We start from the raw sequence: 17657 nt of genomic DNA on the forward strand, positions 1-17657 counted from the left end.
CTAGGATGACTTATCCTCTGACGGAACTTGAAACTGACGCGACTGCTGGTTGCGTTCCAGCAGGAAGCCAGCTGCGACTAAAGCCATGGTAATCAGTACCGCCAGTCCGGATTCCTGAATTAACTGCCGGAACGTTTGAGTCGTCTGGACGGCAGGCAGGGATTGGCCGAGAGTGGTGAGTAATCCAGCGAGAATGCAAGTAGTCAGACAGCAGTCAAGGTGAAAGCGTAATACGAAGATCTGTTTCAACCAGGCTCCCAACAAGCAGAGCAGAGACATGCTCAATGCCAGAAAGACGCCAACGCCGATACCTGCCAGTTCAGGCCGGGCACCTGCTTGAGAGGACAGCCATTGCAGTTCCAGCAGGAGTGCAAAGACGATTACAGCAGGTGATGGAATACAGCTGAGAAACCCCAGGGCTGTTCGCCAGCGCTCGGGGCAGGAACTGGAAACGGAGTGAAGAGCGGCCACCAGGCAGCTTGCTGTCAGGAATAGCTGTCCCCCACAGAGCAGGAGCAGCGAATCACGGGACAGCAGGGCTGATTTAATATCGAAGAGTGTTCTGGAATCAGCAATCGGATTCAGCAGAAAGCCTGTGAGTCCCATCAGCCCCACAGCAAATGGTACCAGGTACCACTGACGCGAGACGACCAGACCTGCAGACTGGCTGCCCCAGGCGACGATATACAGCACAAGCAGCAGGGCCATCTCGGAACTGTTTCCCGCAGACGGCACGATATGGTTCAGGTAATCCATGTAGAATCTCACTTCAAGTACTGTTTGTATCTGACGGGTGAGAATCGAATATAATCACGCTTAAGTGCAAATGCAATACTATTGCAATAAAGGGGTGTGTGTATTAAAATGATGTTAAGAGCTGACAGTGATTCGAATGGCTCAGGGTTCTGTGTGAGATCCTCCCAGGCAGGTGATGCTCCAGACGTCTGCAGACTCAGGACTGGGGGAGGAGAATTGGGTTGCAGCCTGGGTAAGAGTGATGCCCCCTGGTCTAGTGGAAAAAGGCTGCTGACAGTAATCGAAACCAGGAATGAAATCTGTTGAGAGGGATGAAACTCCGATTGCCTTACAGGGCTTCGGGCGACTCGCTTACCTTTCGTCTTAATCGCATTGTTTCAGGGTAGTCGTACGTCAGTAACAAAGCTCCATCAGCGGCATGCTTCTCGAACAAATTAGCGATCAGATGGTCTTCACCGGGCCACGGGTAGGAAAAAACAAGATCAAAATCTTCGAGACGGCATTGGAGCTCATCGTATCCATCTTCCGCATCTGTGATGAGCCAGGAATATTCAGAGTTGTTTTCGACATACGCTTCTTCGGTAATTAATTCCGCGCCCGAGGGAATGAAACTACCTAAAGCGAACTCTACAGGCAAACCAAAATCATCTGCCAGCCTGCGAGCTGCGTCAACCAGATCCTGGTCAACTTCAATGCCACAGGATGTATACTCTAGCATTGAGGCAAGAGATGCCACGACTCCGAAACCGCTACCCCATTCGCACATCATATCGCCAGGGGCAAGATTCTCATCGGTGATGGCTTGCAGAGCGTGATAAACGGTTTTGAAATCACTGGGAATAAAGCTGCTGGTGCGACGTGGATTATTCTCAAGAAACTGAGTGACTCTCAAATCAGCTTCACGAAGAAAGCGATCAATCTCATGGGGCAAGATCGAGCCGTGATTTGAAATTTCAATTTCCACTAAAGGCACAATAAATAATCCTACAGGGAATTCGACTCAGTGAGTTAATCTGGAGTGGCTTTCATTCTGTATGAATTTGGTCTCCTGATAAGACTCTGGGGAGACCAACCCACTACTGAGACGAATAGTAGTTGAGGGGAAGTTGTGAGGTCAACTGGCAGAGACCGTGTTTGTTCTGGGATCCAGGATTAAAGCGATGTGTCTGAACAGATAATTCAGAAGTGTTATTGATGGCGACGTTAAGATACGCGCTCTGATGCTATGAAAGTGGCGGTACAGACTCACGGCATATCCGAAATGGGTCGACTAGCCGGCCCCCGCAGACTGTTCGTTATCAACGCGTTTCGCCTGTTTGTGCCCTTCATCAGATTGTCCGAGTTTCCAATAGCTCGACAAGTATAAGTGACTGTCAGGAAGCTTGTGTTCTTCCTTAAAGAAATGCCTGAGTTTCCGCATGCTGTTGAATTCGCAGGCGGACCAGACGGCTGGTTGGCCTGCCTGCCAGGGTAAGGCTTTGATCTTCGAAATCAGAAAACCACCCTCAGGATCCGGCTGGGGGTTGATTTCCCAGTGGAATTTCAGACCAGCGGGTGCTTTCAGAGTCTGGATCTCTGTTTCGCTGGGAATCTCGATGACTACATGTCCGGTGGCATCGTCAGGTAACTGCTCCAGGTTGACGCTGATCGCCGGTAATGCGGCCATGTCACCGACCAGCAGAAACCAGTCAGCGTCATGGTTGATCAATTTTTTCGGACCGGGATCGCCGACCTGAATCCGGTCTCCCGGTTGCGCCTGTTTCGCCCAGGATGACGCGGGCCCCAGGGGATCATGTAGTACAAAGTCGAGGTCAATTTCCATCGGACGCTGTTGTCTGATGGTATAGGATCGTTTCTGTGGGGGCTGGTCATCCGCTTGCGGAAACATCAGTTTCACGTATGCACTTTCCTGATTGCTGGGATAACCAGCCAAGGCGGTGCCGCCCAAAGTGATTCGCAACATATGCTCGGTGATTCTGGTTGTGCGAATGACTTCTAATTCTCTGACGGGTCGATTAGCCATGGGATTATCTCTCGTTATCTGGAAATGCTCAACGATGCAGATTCAATCATAGCGCATGCAGTCTCGGGATACAAAATGAGGACATGCAGATAAAGGTTGCGGTCACTGGGGGCGTTTTTAAGCAGCCCGGAGCGGTTTGATAATGGGTATCAAATTACAACAAATAAAGACCACTTACTGAAACAGAATCTGTTTCGATAAGTGGTCTTTTGTGTTTGACTTGAAAGTCGGGATGACAAGATTTGAACTTGCGACCTCTGCGTCCCGAACTTGCTATTTCAAAAATAAGTTGTTGTGTGGTAAGGGGTTGCGTCGTCTCCTGGTCCGTTATTACAATGAAAACTGCAGAATAACGTACCATTTAACGGACCAAAAGGAAATACCAGATGGCTCGGCATTCAAAATTGAACTGGGAAAGTGCCCGCGGAAAGTGGAAGGTCGAATATCGAATATCGCGGTAAGAAATATCGCTTCGATGGCGGCCTAGGGAAGAGTGATCGCGAAGCCAAGAGACATGCTGAGTCTGAGTGGAAGTGGCTTAAAGCAGAGCTTGATCACGAGGCCTTCAGAACTAAGCCCCACAGGCTTGAATACGAAGCAGTAATAGCAGAATGGAACAGTGTTCTAACCTGGCCCGTACCCGCGTGCATTACGGTTATCGGCGATTGCATATCCTGCTTTCGCGAGAGGGTTGGCACGTCAATCACAAGCTGGTGTACCGGCTCTATGTCGAAGAATGCCTGCAAATGCGTCGAAAACGTCCCCGGCGGAATCCAAGCTGTCAGGTTCGGAAAACACGGCAGCAAGCCAGTCGCACCAATGAGAGTTGGAGCATGGACTTCATGGCCGATCAGCTGTTTAACGGGCAGCGGTTCCGGCTGTTGACGTTAGTCGATAACTTTAGTCGTGAGAGTCTGGCCATACAGGTGGGAACACGGCTGACTGGAGATGATGTGGTGGCAGCTCTGGATCGAGTCAAAGTAACTCTGGATTTCAGTCGACTGGGAAAACCAACCGACAATGCGTATATTGAATCGTTCAATGGGCGAGTTCGCCAGGAGTGTTTAAACCAGCATTGGTTTTTAAGCCTGGAAGACGCTCAGGAACAAATCGACTAGTGGCGGCTGGACTACAACGAAAACCGCCCACACAGCTCACTGGGAAATCAGACCCCGGTAGAGTTCGCGAAAAATTCATCCCTGGCGCGCCAGGGATGAATTTACCTTGGATCTCTAACATTCCAACTGGTACAGAGTTGGGGGCAAGGTCAATCCTATTGGTAACTCTCATGACAAATGGATCAAGTTAAGGGGAGCATGCCAAAGGCAATCGAAAGAGGAGCGACTCGATCGTCCGCTGTTCATCTCGACTTCGTTCCTCATCATATGACTGCTGAAGTTGTAAACAGAAATCGACGGCATCCTCCAGGCTTACCAGGAAAGTCGGTTCCTGCTGACCGTCTATGATTAATGACTGTTATCCAGGAATATTCTTCTGTAAAATCTGATTCTTTTGATAGATCGCATTTAGACGTTCTTCACCGAGAATCAGCCGAAATTCAGCCAGAGTGACTTCTGTCTGGCCGATGTAAAAGTATCGGAGGTTAACAGGCTCACTTAACTTATTTGCTGACGCAGTCGACTGCGGCTTTACGGGGCGAATGGTTCCTGTGGGGCAGTAGCGAAACTTGAGCTCCAGCTTTCCCTGCAAAGACTCAGGTTGATAGCTAGTGGGTGTCCCGAAAGTGGGTTCGTACAGAATTTTATGTGGTAACGCGGCGGTAGTGCTCGTGGAGATTGTCGCTATCGGGTCTCTGCTGGCTGCGTGCGGGTGATTTTGGCGGGGATTTCGACTTCATCAGACAATGCCGCGCGTATGGTCTTCCCTGGTTTCCCTTTCTCGTATCGATCGCGACTGTCTCAGGCCGCTTTGCGGCGACTGTGAGCGGCGGCCGCGTTTTGATTCTCCCGGGCGATGAGCATCCGACCGAGCGTGTGCAGGTTTCGCCCCAGAATGCCCAGTTGCAGGTAGCGTTCAAAACCGATCTCCGAACGGTCGCGACATCGCTTCAGCGCGTTCCCGCTCTGCAACGCTCCGATCATTGATTCCACTCCCGAATGATTCTTCTGAGCCGATCGAAACTCGTTATCGTCCAGTTGAACCGCCTACTGCTTGACGCCGGTTCTGGGAAGACACAGATGATCGACAAGCTCAGACATTTCCCTCTGGTTGTCGGGTGAATGGAACCCACGGTCGAACGACAGACGCTTCACACCGTTTTGAAAGTCATTTTGCAAAGACTTCGTTTCACGGACTGCCACTTGTTTGTCGCCTTCATCGCGTTTCATCAAAATAGCGCGCACAATGAAGCCAGCGGCATCTTCGAACACCAGAACCTGCCGACCAAACTGCATCGGTTGACCGGCCTTGCCACGTTTGTAAAGCTGAGTATGCGGCTCGAAAATACTGAAGAGCTTGTCGCTGTTGGCAACTGTTTCGCCGTGGAAGATACGACGCCGGGCCGTGTCCGCGACGCGCTCTGTGCATACGATCAACGCCTGCAGCGTGTTCGGCCCGAACAGGTCGGCGATCTCCGGCAGCCGCTGGCCGGTGACCAGGCAGAGGTCGCGCGCACGCTGCATCAAGGCGCCCGTTTTTTGCAGGAGTTCGCGATAAAGCGGCTGGAGTCGCTTTTTGTAGCGGGAGCCTTTCTTTGTCGCGATGCGATTGATGTCTCGATTGAGTTGTTTGATTTTTTTCAAGAGGTGAGCATACTGACGCCATCCGTTCACGCCGTGTGCTTCGGCCAGCCTCACGCACTGAGGAATGATTTTCTGCAGCCCGTCGTACAGCAAACTGCTTTCCGTGGGATAATGAATGTTCGTTTCCATCACGAACGAATCGGCCCGCACCTTGTCGATCGCAGCGGGATCAAACGCGTGTCCTGCACTGACGATGGCCTGGTTGATGCGTGCAATGGTTTCCGGTCGCAGGAGTCGAATGTTGTTGCGGATGGTTCGCCATTTGAAGGACCTGTCATCACAGTCGCCGACTCCCATGATGCCGCGCAGCTTGCGGTGATTTTCAGCAAGGTCCTGCAATTGATCGAAGGTGAAGTTGCAGCCCAGTCGCACGGCTGCCAGCACACAGATATGCCAGTATTCCATCCCCGTTCGACCTGTGTCAGTGTGACTGTCGCTGTTAACGTCGGCGGCAATCCACTGCAGTATTTCATCGATAAGTTTGCGGTCCGAATACAGGAACTGCAGAGCGCGAAAAATAGGAACGATGCGGTCCCGCGATTCCAGATTTAACGCTACCTGTTCGATCGGAATGCTGTCCAGTCGCAGCTGATTCGAGTATGATTTTCTCATCATTGGCTCCTCGAAGATTGAATGTGTTGATTCCGTTTTACTGGTCTTTTCAACAAGTGAAACGAATCAATGCTTCATCTTCGAGGAGCGTTCTTACAATTTCACGCTATTATTTACGAACCAAAACGCTTTTGGGTCGGACACTAGCTAAGTCTAATTCTGTAGTAAAATGGTTGAAATAATTTCTCAGAAAAAGTCGGTGAAGTATGACAGCAGATCAAGTGGATATGAAATGTGCGATAATGCCTGAACGTAGTGGTACTAAATTATTTCAACTACATTCGGTTCGGCGATTTCTTACGCTCGCGTTCTTAATTCAAATTCTAGCGAATCTACTCATTCTATTCTTTTACTGGGGAGAGGGAATGGATGAGACACTTAATAATCTTCCACACGTTGATGAAAAGATAAAAAATAAATTTGTAGAAGATCAGATCTCCCGTGAGTTTCAGAATGGAATACTAACAATTCCCTATCGAATTATGTCACCAGAGAACCTGTCAACGGGACGAAAGTACCCTTTAGTTGTTTTTTTACATGGTGCGGGAAGCAGGGGAAGTGACAACTATCAGCAGTTGCAGACCCTGCCCAAACAGTTGGCAACGCCACTCTGGCGGAAAAAGTATGAATCATATGTTATGGCGCCGCAGTGCCCATCTGAATTCTGGTGGGGGATGTGGCAGGTAACAGATCAAGTCGCGATACTAATTCAGGAAACGATCCAGTCTCATCCACAGATTGATCCTGACCGTGTTTATCTGATAGGTCTTTCGATGGGAGGGAGCGGTTGCTGGAGTCTAGCGACACGTCACCCAGATCTCTTCGCTGCCATAGCCTCTTTCTGTGGGCAGGGAAATCCCGAAAATGCTTCCACAATGTCAGCGATTCCCATCTGGGTGGTACATGGAGATGATGATAGAGTCATCAATGTTTCGTATTCCAGAGAGATGGTTCATGCACTGCAGAAGGTGAATGCTAAAGTTGTCTATCACGAACTACCGGGTATTGGTCACAACTGCTGGGAGGAGAGTTATCAGGAACCCAGTCCAATGATGAACTGGATGTTCCAACAGAACCGGTATAAGAGACGTTGAGATTTGATGGGGGGAATCACGTTTCCAGTTTTTTCATGACTATCACCTTAAATCCGATTCTGGTATACGATAGATGTAGATTGAGTACCCAGCTGTATCGACCGGTTTATATTTTTGGAAATAGGCAAAACCATTTTTGGGGTATCGCCAGCCGTACCCTTTCATGTAGTTTACACTGATGGCATACCAGCCCGGTGGCGGTTGGAAATTAGTGCTCTGTTCTTCATTCACGGGAGGCAATAGATAATCCATACCCAGGTCCCGTGGATCAAAATAGCTGTAATAGCACATGTAGAAAGGTTTTGCCTCAGGGTGGTCCCTAATCCATTGCTTTAAAAAAAGTAAGTCTTGTCCCCAATCGATATTACTGTGGAGCAAGTGCTGATGACCGTTATATGGACCTCTAACAAGTTCGTTGAAATAAGCTAGGGAGTGAGGATAGATCCATATACTGCAGCCAAGAGCCCAAGTAAGACTAATACTGGTTACTAAAGCAGCAATCTTTTTCTTTTCAATAAACCACAAAGCTGATTGCCCCATCCAGATAAAGGCGAAGGGAAAGATTGGCAACACATAGCGCATGTGATGATTGAAACCGGTCTGGGAACTGACCAGGATGAGAACGGTCAGTGCTGGAACTGCCAGAACGAAGCCATTCTGCCAGGTTGTCCTGACAGAAGAGCCAAGCCAGCAGGCATGGACCATAGTGAGACCAAAGAGAATCCAGTAACCCAAGGGCACTTTGATCGTCAGGGCATATAGATAGTAGTACCACCAGCCCTTGTCGCGAAATTCGCCACGTAAGTAGGATTCGCGGCCGAAATCTTCGAAGTCCTTTTTCTGCACATCAATCCCTAGCAAGTAATTGCTGGGAAGCGGAACTGGTAGTGCTCCGATCCAGGAATCCTGGAAACGGTTCTGCCTCTCCGAAATCACTCGCTCCTCTTTGTCTCTCTCAACGTCGGTCAGCGTTTCGCTGACAAACTGGAATGCTTTGAGTTGAGTGAACGAACCTTCGAAACCGTAGCCCAGATTTAACAGATAGACGCCCAGCAACAGGATCGTTCCCAGTTGCAGGGCCTGTCGGTGCCAGGGAGTGTTGGGGGAGGTGGCCCTGGTAATGAACCAGACCAGCCAGATCAGTGGCCAGAGTCCAAACAGAATAATCCACGTCGACTTGGTCAGTTCTGCCAGCCCCAGTACGACGCCAGCGATGACCATCTGCATCCAGTGGGGGGACTGCAACCATTTCCAGAATGCATAGGTGGCGGCGAGGCCCAACACAGTTGCGCCGCAGTCTGGGGTAATGCATTGTCCGTGGGCAATGATATTTGGAGAAAAACACCAGAGCGTCAGAGAGAAGACTCCCGCCCAGGAGCCATACAGGTCTTTCGCCCAGCGGTAGCAGAGATAGCCTCCGAGGAGAGAAAAAGGAATACAGGCCCAGCGGGCTAGCGTCAGGTACCAGATGAACCGAGCGCCGTTCACGTGAATGAACTCTGGTCCCAGGGTGAAAACCGGGCGAGCTCCGGGCGATTCGTAAAAGCCGCTCCATTCGTATTTCGCATCTGAGAATAGGACGGGCAGGGCAGCCACCATGCGCACCAGGGGTGGATTGACCCGATAGAGTTCAAATCGAGCAAACTTCCAGTGACTGATACCGGCAACCAGATGGGCGTGTTCATTCAGATTGGGGCTGTGCTTTGTCGCACTCCAGGCTAACAGGCCCGCGTGTACTGTGAGCAGCAAGGCTACCAGGGCTTTGACGGTGGTCGATGCCGCGGGTTGCGTTTGATCTTCTGGGTTGTGCATGCTTGTCTGGGGCATCAACCTGCCTCCGAACTCTGACTCTGTGTGGAATTTCGTTTCCTGGGGGAGAAACGACGCTTGAGAGATATCAGTCCGACTGCAGCGAGCAGTACTGCTGAGATCAGTAGCCAGAGAGGCAGGCCGCCTTGATCTGGTCTGCTGAAGTGATTCAACAGGTCCAACTGCGCTGTTTCATGAACGGCGAGGGGACGCGGCTTTCCGTTTTCCTGTATCAGTGAATTCCGCTTCTGAATTTCATCGATAACATAAGTGCCCGGGGGATAGGTCAGTTGGAACGCATTCGGATCAATTTGCTCTGGGACTTCGAGTTCGACGTATTCACAATGCACAAATTGCATCGAACGCCTGCGTCCCGGATAATCTTCGAAATGGCTCTTTAAGATCAGGGTCCAGCTCTCCGGCAGCCAGCCATGCTCGGGTGTATTCTGGTATTGAATATCGACCTGTTCCATGATCTTTCCCTCCCGTAAGAGAAGATTTCGTAGAATGCTGGCGTCGCGCTGCTGATCCACCCAGCAGCGTCCCGTCATCCCGCAGGGACCTGGATATTCCAGGACGACACAGCTGCGTCCCCGCAGGCGGGCATCGGTTTGAATAAGCTGAAATGCAGAGGGGGAAATCGGATTTTGTTCCAGACCGAACGGACGCACGGCCAGAAGCCAGGGACGATAGAGAGACTGTGCCACCCAGGGATGCCGGCCTTCACTAATCTGATCGACTGCTGATAACCGGGTGAAATCGGTGCCACCCGCAGCTGCATGAAAATAGTCTGTCAGTCGTTTGCCGTCGAAGAGGCTGGTCAGTTGATGCGGCGGTCTCAGTTGCGGATGATCTTCCGTAAAACCCTGTTCTCGTGCGAGCGCAAACGCCTTGCTGTTATCACTGCCGGAAAGTCCCTTGTGGCGGACTTGCGAATAGCCGGAGAATTCCAGCTGTGCATCCTGATGCAAGCGCGGCGATTCAAAACGAACCTTGCCTTCTGAGAGTGAGAGCCGGTGCGGTTCGCTGGAAGTAGAACGGGAGGGACTACTATCGTCTGTTTGATAAGTACTCCAGACGAATTCCGGTTGCCCGCGATCGATTTCCCAGACGACATTCAAATAGCGGATGGATTTCTGGCGGGTCTGCCAGATCGAGAGGATTTCGGAAAGGATCTGCTTTTGATCGGAAGTCTCAGCCCCATGTGCCGACTGGCCTAATAGTGCGGCACTACAGGCTGCAAAAGAAAACAGTACCCCCATCATCAGCATGGTTCGTCTTGTTCGCCCGAGGTCCAGTGCTTGCATGGTTATTCCAACTCCCGGATGCGAAAATATCTCCATTCCACACTTCCCGCTGCTTCCGGCAATCCCAGGGACAGAGTTCCATTCAATTCCTGAGTCTGCACTGGAGAAAGGGAAAACAGCTCCCAGCCATTGAGAAGTACCTTCATTCCCGAATAGTCCACTTTGATTCGAAGGTCATTCCAGTCATCTGGCAGGAGTGCATGTTGGGCCAGGTTGTCAGAATCGGTCAGCCATTGCTCACCAGGCTCATCAATGACCGAACTGCTGCCTGTCTGGGGCAGTACGATCTTCATTTTGAAGAATCCAGGATCGTCGTTCTGATCGGCTTTATAGAATTTCAGACAACAACCAGAGCCCCGTTGAATCTTAAATTCAAAGTGCAGTTCATAGTTTCGGTAGGGGTTTCGAAAAAGGGCATCAGCTTCAGTAGCCGACGCTGTTCCTGCAGAATTAAGTATGCCGCCCCCGGAAAGATTCCAGGCAGGAGAGGGGAGTTGCCAGTGTTCAGGGGACGTTTCGGGAAAAACCGTTTGAAACTTCGTCTGATTCAAATTCTCCGTACGGTTCTGAGCGAGCAGCCAGCGGAAGACAGCCGGGCAGCGATTCGTAAAATTCCAGGCATCATGCTTCCACCATTCCTCGGACAGATTCCCGTTCAGCTCAGTAAAATGGGGGCTGAACCCCATTTCCAGCAGATCCTGAAACAACTTTCGGTACTGTTGCCCTGAGCGGGTATTATCGCCCCGTACATACACATTCCAGACGGGGGTCTGAGTTTGCACGACTCGTTTCATCAGTTCCGGCTCACAGCTGGCCGAAATGGGGACTGTTGCTGCGAAACGCTCCGGATGAGCATCCACAATAGACCAGCTTTGATCGCCTCCCCGGGAGATTCCTGTCACCGAAATTCGATCTGGATCGATATGATATTCCTCTATCATGAAATCCAGCATTTGATCCACATTTTGAAAAAATGCTTTCTGACTGTAAGCAGTGTTCGCAGGTGGTTCCTGAGGAAACAGGACCACAAACGGAAAGTTGCGTTTCGTTTCCCAGATCGCAGGGCCAATCCCGGCAACGAGAGACTTTGTGCCATCGGTGCCCCGTTCTCCCGCGCCATGCAGGAACAGGATCAGCGGAGGCTTTGACTCTGGTGGCAGATCAAAGGGGACATAAACAACATAATTGTGTGTGACACCTTGATCGTCGGTAAATTCCCGTTTCACAAAGCCCCGTTTTCCGCTGTTCTGAAAGCGTTCCCACTTTTTTGAAAACCAGGTGCTTGAGGCAGGCTGAAGCAACAGAAGACCTGCATTTATCAATAGTAGAGCCACTAAAATTATGATGACGAGATAAAATCTGCGGAGCATGGCTTCTCTTAACGTAAACTTCTATTCGACAGTCTGATTGGAGAAATGAACTTTGGTCAGAGAGAGGATTATATATTCGCTGAAATCAGGGGGCTGAAGAAGTCTGACTTCCATCACGTGTATGCATCGAGTACCAGGTGTTGATATCAACAGAATCATTTATGAAATGCACACTACCATCACCCATCAGGACAAATACGCCACCAGGATGCATGCTGCGGGCCGTTGCCTGAGAATTGGACTCGATCGGTTTATTCACGTGGCAGGGCATTCCCTGAGCTATGAGTTCTGAATCACTGAATAGCGAGCCTTTCAGTGCACTGCAGCCGACAATATCGTCGGCTCCTGCACTGTTATTATTAGGACCATATGAATCTTCTCTCCGCCCTACTATCCCATGTCGAGCTGTTGCACTGGCCCCGATATACCCGAGTGCCCAGGTGCCCCGCGGGTCAACGGGATGTATGCCGGCTCTCACTTCTTCGGCTACGACCACATTGGACTGACCGGCTTTGAAATCTTTAAACTGAAACGATTTATTGAATCCGCCGGCCCCCGATCCCCAGAGCACGCTGTTTTCGTTTGCCAGATCCGCAGAGTCGACGAAGAAGCCATCATCACAATCAGGTTGCATCCCGCGTGCACATGCTCGATCGGGCCCGAAGTTCATCGCATAGTTTCCACGAGAGTACATATTATTGGCAGTTCCAGCCAGATAATCTCTCTGATATTGATTGCCGGATTCACTTTGAGGGTCACTCGGACACTTCAGTATCGAGAGCTCAGCAGTTCGAACTTCGACATTGTCACCATCTGCCACAGGCCGGTTAAACTGATACTGGTTGTAGAGCGTAGACTGTTCGAGTTGAGGTAACAGCATGACCAGCCAGTTGGCGTACATCCGGCTCGGCTCATTTCCCGGGGAAGCTCCTATCGCCACGCGATCGTAGAGCCCGATGGGGAGTTCTCCTCCTCCAGCCGGTTCTCCGGGAGAGCCTCCCCAGACAGCCAGTGGGGGAAGTGTCTGAAACTGTTCGTGATAATTGTGTAGTGCCAGTCCAATCTGCCTCAGATTATTCTGACATTGGGTTCGACGAGCTGCCTGACGCGAGGCTTGAATTGCTGGTATTGCCAGGGCAATTATAATACCGATCACGGCGATCACGACCAGAAGTTCAATCAGGGAAAAACCTCTTCGATGTTTCATGTTCATCTCCTGCTGGTCAGTAGTGCTGACACTTAAAGCATCTCATTTAAAGGAAGGTCACAATTTCATTTTATCTCTGGCCGTTCTGGCATGCGGGGCATCAGAAATTCACTGTTCCCTGCTAAGTTCTTATTTTTTTGACAACAAACACAGCCCCTAATCCAACGAGGGCAACATCGAGTACTATGAATACCATACCGAGCAGGCCCATCATATTCACAGGCAGAGGCGTTCCCGAAGCAGAATGTACCAGCCGTTCTGCTTTACTCATATGAACGGCGAACTGCTTCTCAGACGAACTGGGGATTTCTCGTGCATCATCCAGCATCCGAGGCAGGCAGTCCCTGCCCGCTCTGAGGAGTTCCATTGTGTAAGGATCATTCGTGGTTGCGACTTTCTCGATGCTCTGGTTGATCTGCATGATTTTCGGTTTGACGCCTGCTTTAAACTCATCCCACTGTCGAGCATCCAGATCCATTTCTCGTAGCCTCCGTAAATCGAACCAGATATTGGAATAGGTTTCATAAGCAATGCTGCGATGGTACCAGTCAATGGCATAGTAATTGACTGTCAGTCCAGAAATTATCATCAACAGCAGAGGGACAAGAACCCAGGGACGAAAAACGTATTTGAAGAATTCCAGCTTCTCTGCCAGAAATTCTGTAATATTGGAGACGAGTTCACGCAACCAGTCCAGATTGAGTCGGGAAGTGAATCCTGCGAATCGACTCAGAACGGTTTCATCTTCCTCTTCTGCACTGGAGAAAGCACGACGAATTCCACGTTCTGCCAGCAGATTAGCCGCGGCACGAGATGCCGATTCTGAATCAGGTTCCACTTCCTGTTTAAAAATTAGTATAGGAAATGCTCTTGCTGGGAGCCAAGTATGGGAAGATTCAGGGCGAACTAAAGTTTCGGGGCTTATCCTCTTTTTCTTAATCAGAAGTTGGAGATCATGGCAAGAAATCGGGCCATGAATTTGATCGGGAAGCTTCAAATACCAGCGAACTGATTGATCAGGTATTGAATCCATCGAGCGACTCCAGAGAGGAACACATCTGATTCGCCAATCGTGGTGAACTAGGATCGGTATTCAGATTGCAGCGCTATTTTAAACACAAATGAATTGGTTTTGAACTTCTTTTTGCAAAGTGATTGATTCGAAGAGAAGGAATAGATCAATGAATAATAATTAGTCTCAATTACAATATATTATTCTAAATTAAGGCCGTATTGTGATCTGTTACTATCAATATTTTTGTAAGGAAATGATGAACCCCAGGAATTGATGAATCTAAGACGTTATTCAACGTTAGGCTGATCTTGAAAACGATTCTTTGGTTTAGATCCTGGGACAAATAGGTTTAACATCCACCCAAGAATAAAGAGAATAAATATCATGGAAGAGGTATATTTACTTTGTGTTGTTTTTTTATTCTTTTTTGAGATTTTCGCTGATGCATAATTTAACATACGTGTCATGCAGTCTAATCCACCAGGTATTAATGTAGTTTCACCTGTATCACGATTGATTATCATCGAACCAGGTTGTAGAGGGATGGAAAAGAAATCGTCTGGAACACTATTTACTTCGCAGAATTTAACTTTAGCTACCGTATGGATGTGGAGTTCTGGAAAGATGCGTTCAACTGTGTGGGGAATCAGTATCCCATTTTCTTTTCGATAGTCTTTGAAGTGAAACGTAGCCCAGGGATGCACTCTGTTGTTAACGTTATGAAGAAGGTCACGCCGATAAGGTATCCCATTTTTTTTGCCAATATAGAGTCTGACTACATTTGGAATTTCCAATATATCGCATGCTCTACCCCTAACAATATCGGATCCTATTAATTGCAGCCTATGGTCTTTTAAAATATCAGGTAGAAAGCAAGGTTGGCCTCGAGTGGTAGGTGGTTTTGAGGCGTCAGTGTTAGGCCACCATCCAAGCGACTCAAAATACATGGTTTTTTGCACTTTCCACAAAAACTCTTGATTGGCATGTTTTTTTGTTGTTTCATATCTACGAGAAAAATGGAAAAAAAGGTCAAATACATCGCCGTTATAAAATTGGGTAGTGGAAAATGGGTCAAGATCTCTTGCCGATTTTGGACCATGCCAAATTGAAGAAAAACGCATTTCACCCTTAGCGGCATAGATTGAACTTACGATTTGATTTTTCGAACGGTTCAAATGCTGGCTTTCAATGAATACTGCAATATTCTTAAGGGAGTCATTCCAACGTTGGATTCGTTGAACAACATCATTAAGAGAATTTTTCTGGCCAGACTTAGAAAAAGCAATTGAGGTCCACAATAAACATGTGAGTGTCACCCATCCTAAGAAGATCTTTTTGCATATCATGTTTGGAGAGATAGTTACTTGATGGCTCATGAGATTATTTTCGTAATCTAAAATAGGAGACGATTAATCATGCACGGCTAAAATATTTTTTATAGAAAACAAAAATGAGTATCATGATTATGAACCCCACATTGAACCAAATAATAATACTATTCAACTTGGATCTCTTCGGTTCAGTCAGAGACTCTTTGGATTTACTTGCATCCTTCAAACGTGCTTTTTGAATCACCTGATCAAGATCAGACTGATCAGCAGGCTGAATATAGCTGACGGAAGGTGTTACATTTTTATCGGATGGCGTGAGTTTATTCCCATCGCTGTCTTCTGGTGACAGCGTAGTATCATTCACCCAAACTCCTGCAGGAACATCAATCGAGAAATATTTATCAAGAGAGGGTTGATTTACTTCGATCTTTTTAACTTCTGCAATATTTTCATGGAGAGCAGTGCCGGCATATCGTCCATTGGCAATTTCAACAATACCATATTGCTGCGACTTGATGACTTTCGGTAACCACAAGGTTCCAGGAATGATTTCTTCAAATTGATCAGCTTCGATTTTGTAGACAATATTTCCATCATGATGTTTCCAGGTTCGTTGACGAACTGCATAACCAAAATTGGGATCCAACCAAATACTTTGAGATGATGAATTGATTAGAATACATGCATGCCCAGAGATCTCTTCTAAATCTTGAGCAATGCTAAAAGTTCCAGCCTCAAGCATGTGGGGTAAATGGTTCTTTAGTCTTAAGGCATTATCTTTAGGGAGGTCAGGAATAGTAAATGCAATCAGTAGTCTATCCAGTAATGTGGTGCCCAGCATAGCACTAGAGCGAGACTCAGGATTAAGAATGGTATAGACTTTTCGAGATTTTCCTTTAGTTGTCAATTTGGATGCTTCTGAGTGTTTCCAGACTTTGCTCCCATCATACAGAAGTATATTTGCAGGAATCGGTTCTTTTACAACCTTTGTAATTTCATGATTGATAATTGCTTGTAATTCATTAAAAGCAAGTTGATCTATTCTTTTACCTGGATGATTGGCTTTTGCATTTGAAAATACTGACTGCTCAACTAAATCCCAACGGCTATGTATTGCTTCATAAAAATTGCCAGTGTTGTTCAATACCAGGGTCGTTGTACTTTCGATAAATGGCATGACGTGAAACGATTGCCAAAGCTCTTCTTCATCAATCAAAGAGGTCTGACTTACTTTTGTGTACTCAAATAAAATATTTTCAATGGAGTTATATTTTTTTATGTATATGTCTGATAATTCTTCATGTGTCGGGATCTCTTCGCCCTGTACTCGTGGTGATTTTATCAAGATTATTATAAGCATCAGCCCACAGAGTAGCTTTGAATGGTAACTACTATCTATGTTCGTCATCCCTCTTCTCCTCATGCACTCTTGGAAAGCAAGAATCTTTTAGATTTTCGATGTGTAAATAGATAGCCACACATCGCACCACATAGAAATGAAAATACCGATAACGATTTATCGAATTGATGTGACTTTATTGGAAATACAGCATAGCCTGACCAGGATCGTTCAAAATTTCTCCAGGTAACAAACATTAATTCTCCAGTAGTTCCGTCTAAATATTTAACTCCTTTATCATCAGTATCATAGATAACTACAAAATGTCCGCTTCTTGAACCTGAAAAATTAACTGTGTCAAAATGGGCGATTACTGGGTCTTGCATAGCTTTCAAATCATTTGGAGTACATAGAGCTATTCGAACTGGTAAGCCGTACAACTCTGCCGTTCTCTTGATATCATCTAAACTAACTAATTCTTCTTTCAATAGACTTCTCTGCATGTCTAAATAGTCAGCTTCATGATTAGTTAGAACTAGTAAAAAGTACAGAGAGTTTATTCCACAGACTCTTTCAGATCGCCATACAATTTCAGAGTCATTAGACACTGAATTTGTTGTCGCAACGAGAAATGAGACTACGATAAAAATCGAATGCATAATAATTCTCAAATAAAGAATTAAATTAAACCTGCCCAATTGAATGGGCAGGAGACCTTGTTAATACTGACGCTGATTTAGCCACCATTGCAATTGGCTTCTTGGGTGGTCTGTACGGTCTTCACAGTCCCACAAAATCCGGTGGTGCATACGATGCAACTTCGGTCTCTAGTTGCCCAAGGCTCTTCTCCAGAGCCGCCGTTTTCTACTAACGAATTAAAAGATGCACTGGAGCATTGACGTGCCCCCACGAATGACACCAGTCACAAGACTCAGTGTTCTTTTGTGTCAATGGCTGTTCTGCTCGCCTGTTGGAGCGGAGCGGAAGCAGGCGAGCAGAACAGCTTCGCTTCCGGTACCGGGGCTCTGTAGC

12 protein-coding genes and 3 pseudogenes are annotated in these 17657 nt (G+C 47.8%); 2 read left to right on the forward strand and 13 right to left on the reverse strand.

Annotated features, from left to right (window positions below; translation table 11 throughout):
- The 3 genes from RID21_RS28200 to RID21_RS28210 form a co-directional block, all read right to left on the reverse strand.
- Positions 1-756 (reverse strand): hypothetical protein, encoded by a 756-nt coding sequence (locus tag RID21_RS28200; protein ID WP_350194795.1) that lies wholly within the window; start codon positions 754-756, stop codon positions 1-3.
- Between the two features lie 328 nt (positions 757-1084).
- Positions 1085-1729 carry a class I SAM-dependent methyltransferase gene (locus tag RID21_RS28205; RefSeq protein ID WP_350194797.1) on the reverse strand — a complete coding sequence of 215 codons (645 nt, stop codon included), beginning with the start codon at positions 1727-1729 and terminating at the stop codon, positions 1085-1087.
- A gap of 297 nt (positions 1730-2026) precedes the next feature.
- Positions 2027-2779: a siderophore-interacting protein gene (locus RID21_RS28210; protein WP_350194799.1), complete on the reverse strand. Its 753-nt coding sequence runs from the start codon at positions 2777-2779 to the stop codon at positions 2027-2029.
- 608 nt (positions 2780-3387) lie between these two features.
- Here RID21_RS28210 and RID21_RS28215 point away from each other — a divergent pair.
- Positions 3388-3996, forward strand: a pseudogene (locus RID21_RS28215) (integrase core domain-containing protein); the annotation flags it as partial.
- Between the two features lie 702 nt (positions 3997-4698).
- Here RID21_RS28215 and RID21_RS28220 read toward each other — a convergent pair.
- A pseudogene (locus RID21_RS28220) lies at positions 4699-6153 on the reverse strand (ISNCY family transposase).
- A 365-nt stretch (positions 6154-6518) separates the two neighbouring features.
- On the opposite strand from RID21_RS28220, the gene RID21_RS28225 reads away from it, so the two are divergent.
- Positions 6519-7247: a carboxylesterase family protein gene (locus RID21_RS28225; protein WP_350194801.1), complete on the forward strand. Its 729-nt coding sequence runs from the start codon at positions 6519-6521 to the stop codon at positions 7245-7247.
- 42 nt (positions 7248-7289) lie between these two features.
- Here RID21_RS28225 and RID21_RS28230 read toward each other — a convergent pair whose 3' ends face one another.
- The 9 genes and pseudogenes from RID21_RS28230 to RID21_RS28270 all read right to left on the reverse strand — a co-directional run bounded on the left by RID21_RS28230 (position 7290) and on the right by RID21_RS28270 (position 17284).
- Positions 7290-9074: an ArnT family glycosyltransferase gene (locus RID21_RS28230; protein WP_350194803.1), complete on the reverse strand. Its 1785-nt coding sequence runs from the start codon at positions 9072-9074 to the stop codon at positions 7290-7292.
- Positions 9074-10363 (reverse strand): hypothetical protein, encoded by a 1290-nt coding sequence (locus RID21_RS28235; protein WP_350194805.1) that lies wholly within the window; start codon positions 10361-10363, stop codon positions 9074-9076. Before RID21_RS28235 ends, RID21_RS28230 begins: the two co-directional genes overlap by 1 nt.
- 2 nt (positions 10364-10365) lie before the next feature.
- Positions 10366-11664 (reverse strand): 3-keto-alpha-glucoside-1,2-lyase-like domain-containing protein, encoded by a 1299-nt coding sequence (locus tag RID21_RS28240; protein WP_350194807.1) that lies wholly within the window; start codon positions 11662-11664, stop codon positions 10366-10368.
- A 154-nt stretch (positions 11665-11818) separates the two neighbouring features.
- The gene (locus tag RID21_RS28245; protein WP_350194809.1) at positions 11819-12940 is read right to left on the reverse strand and encodes a DUF1559 domain-containing protein; all 1122 of its coding nucleotides are present in this window, start codon (positions 12938-12940) and stop codon (positions 11819-11821) included.
- 121 nt (positions 12941-13061) lie between these two features.
- Positions 13062-13778 (reverse strand): hypothetical protein, encoded by a 717-nt coding sequence (locus RID21_RS28250; RefSeq protein WP_350194817.1) that lies wholly within the window; start codon positions 13776-13778, stop codon positions 13062-13064.
- Positions 13779-13811: 33 nt separating this feature from the next.
- Positions 13812-13973: pseudogene (locus RID21_RS28255) on the reverse strand (DUF4339 domain-containing protein); the annotation flags it as partial.
- A 269-nt stretch (positions 13974-14242) separates the two neighbouring features.
- Entirely contained in the window at positions 14243-15331 is a 1089-nt protein-coding gene (locus RID21_RS28260) for a LolA-like protein (protein ID WP_350194811.1), read from the reverse strand.
- 37 nt (positions 15332-15368) lie between these two features.
- On the reverse strand, positions 15369-16694 hold the full coding sequence (locus tag RID21_RS28265) for a hypothetical protein (protein WP_350194813.1): 1326 nt from the start codon (positions 16692-16694) through the stop codon (positions 15369-15371).
- A gap of 11 nt (positions 16695-16705) precedes the next feature.
- Positions 16706-17284, reverse strand: coding sequence for a cysteine peptidase family C39 domain-containing protein (locus RID21_RS28270; RefSeq protein WP_350194815.1), 579 nt, complete (start codon positions 17282-17284; stop codon positions 16706-16708).
- Positions 17285-17657 lie beyond the last annotated feature (373 nt).

The sequence above is a fragment of the Gimesia sp. genome (assembly GCF_040219335.1).
GTDB lineage: Bacteria > Planctomycetota > Planctomycetia > Planctomycetales > Planctomycetaceae > Gimesia.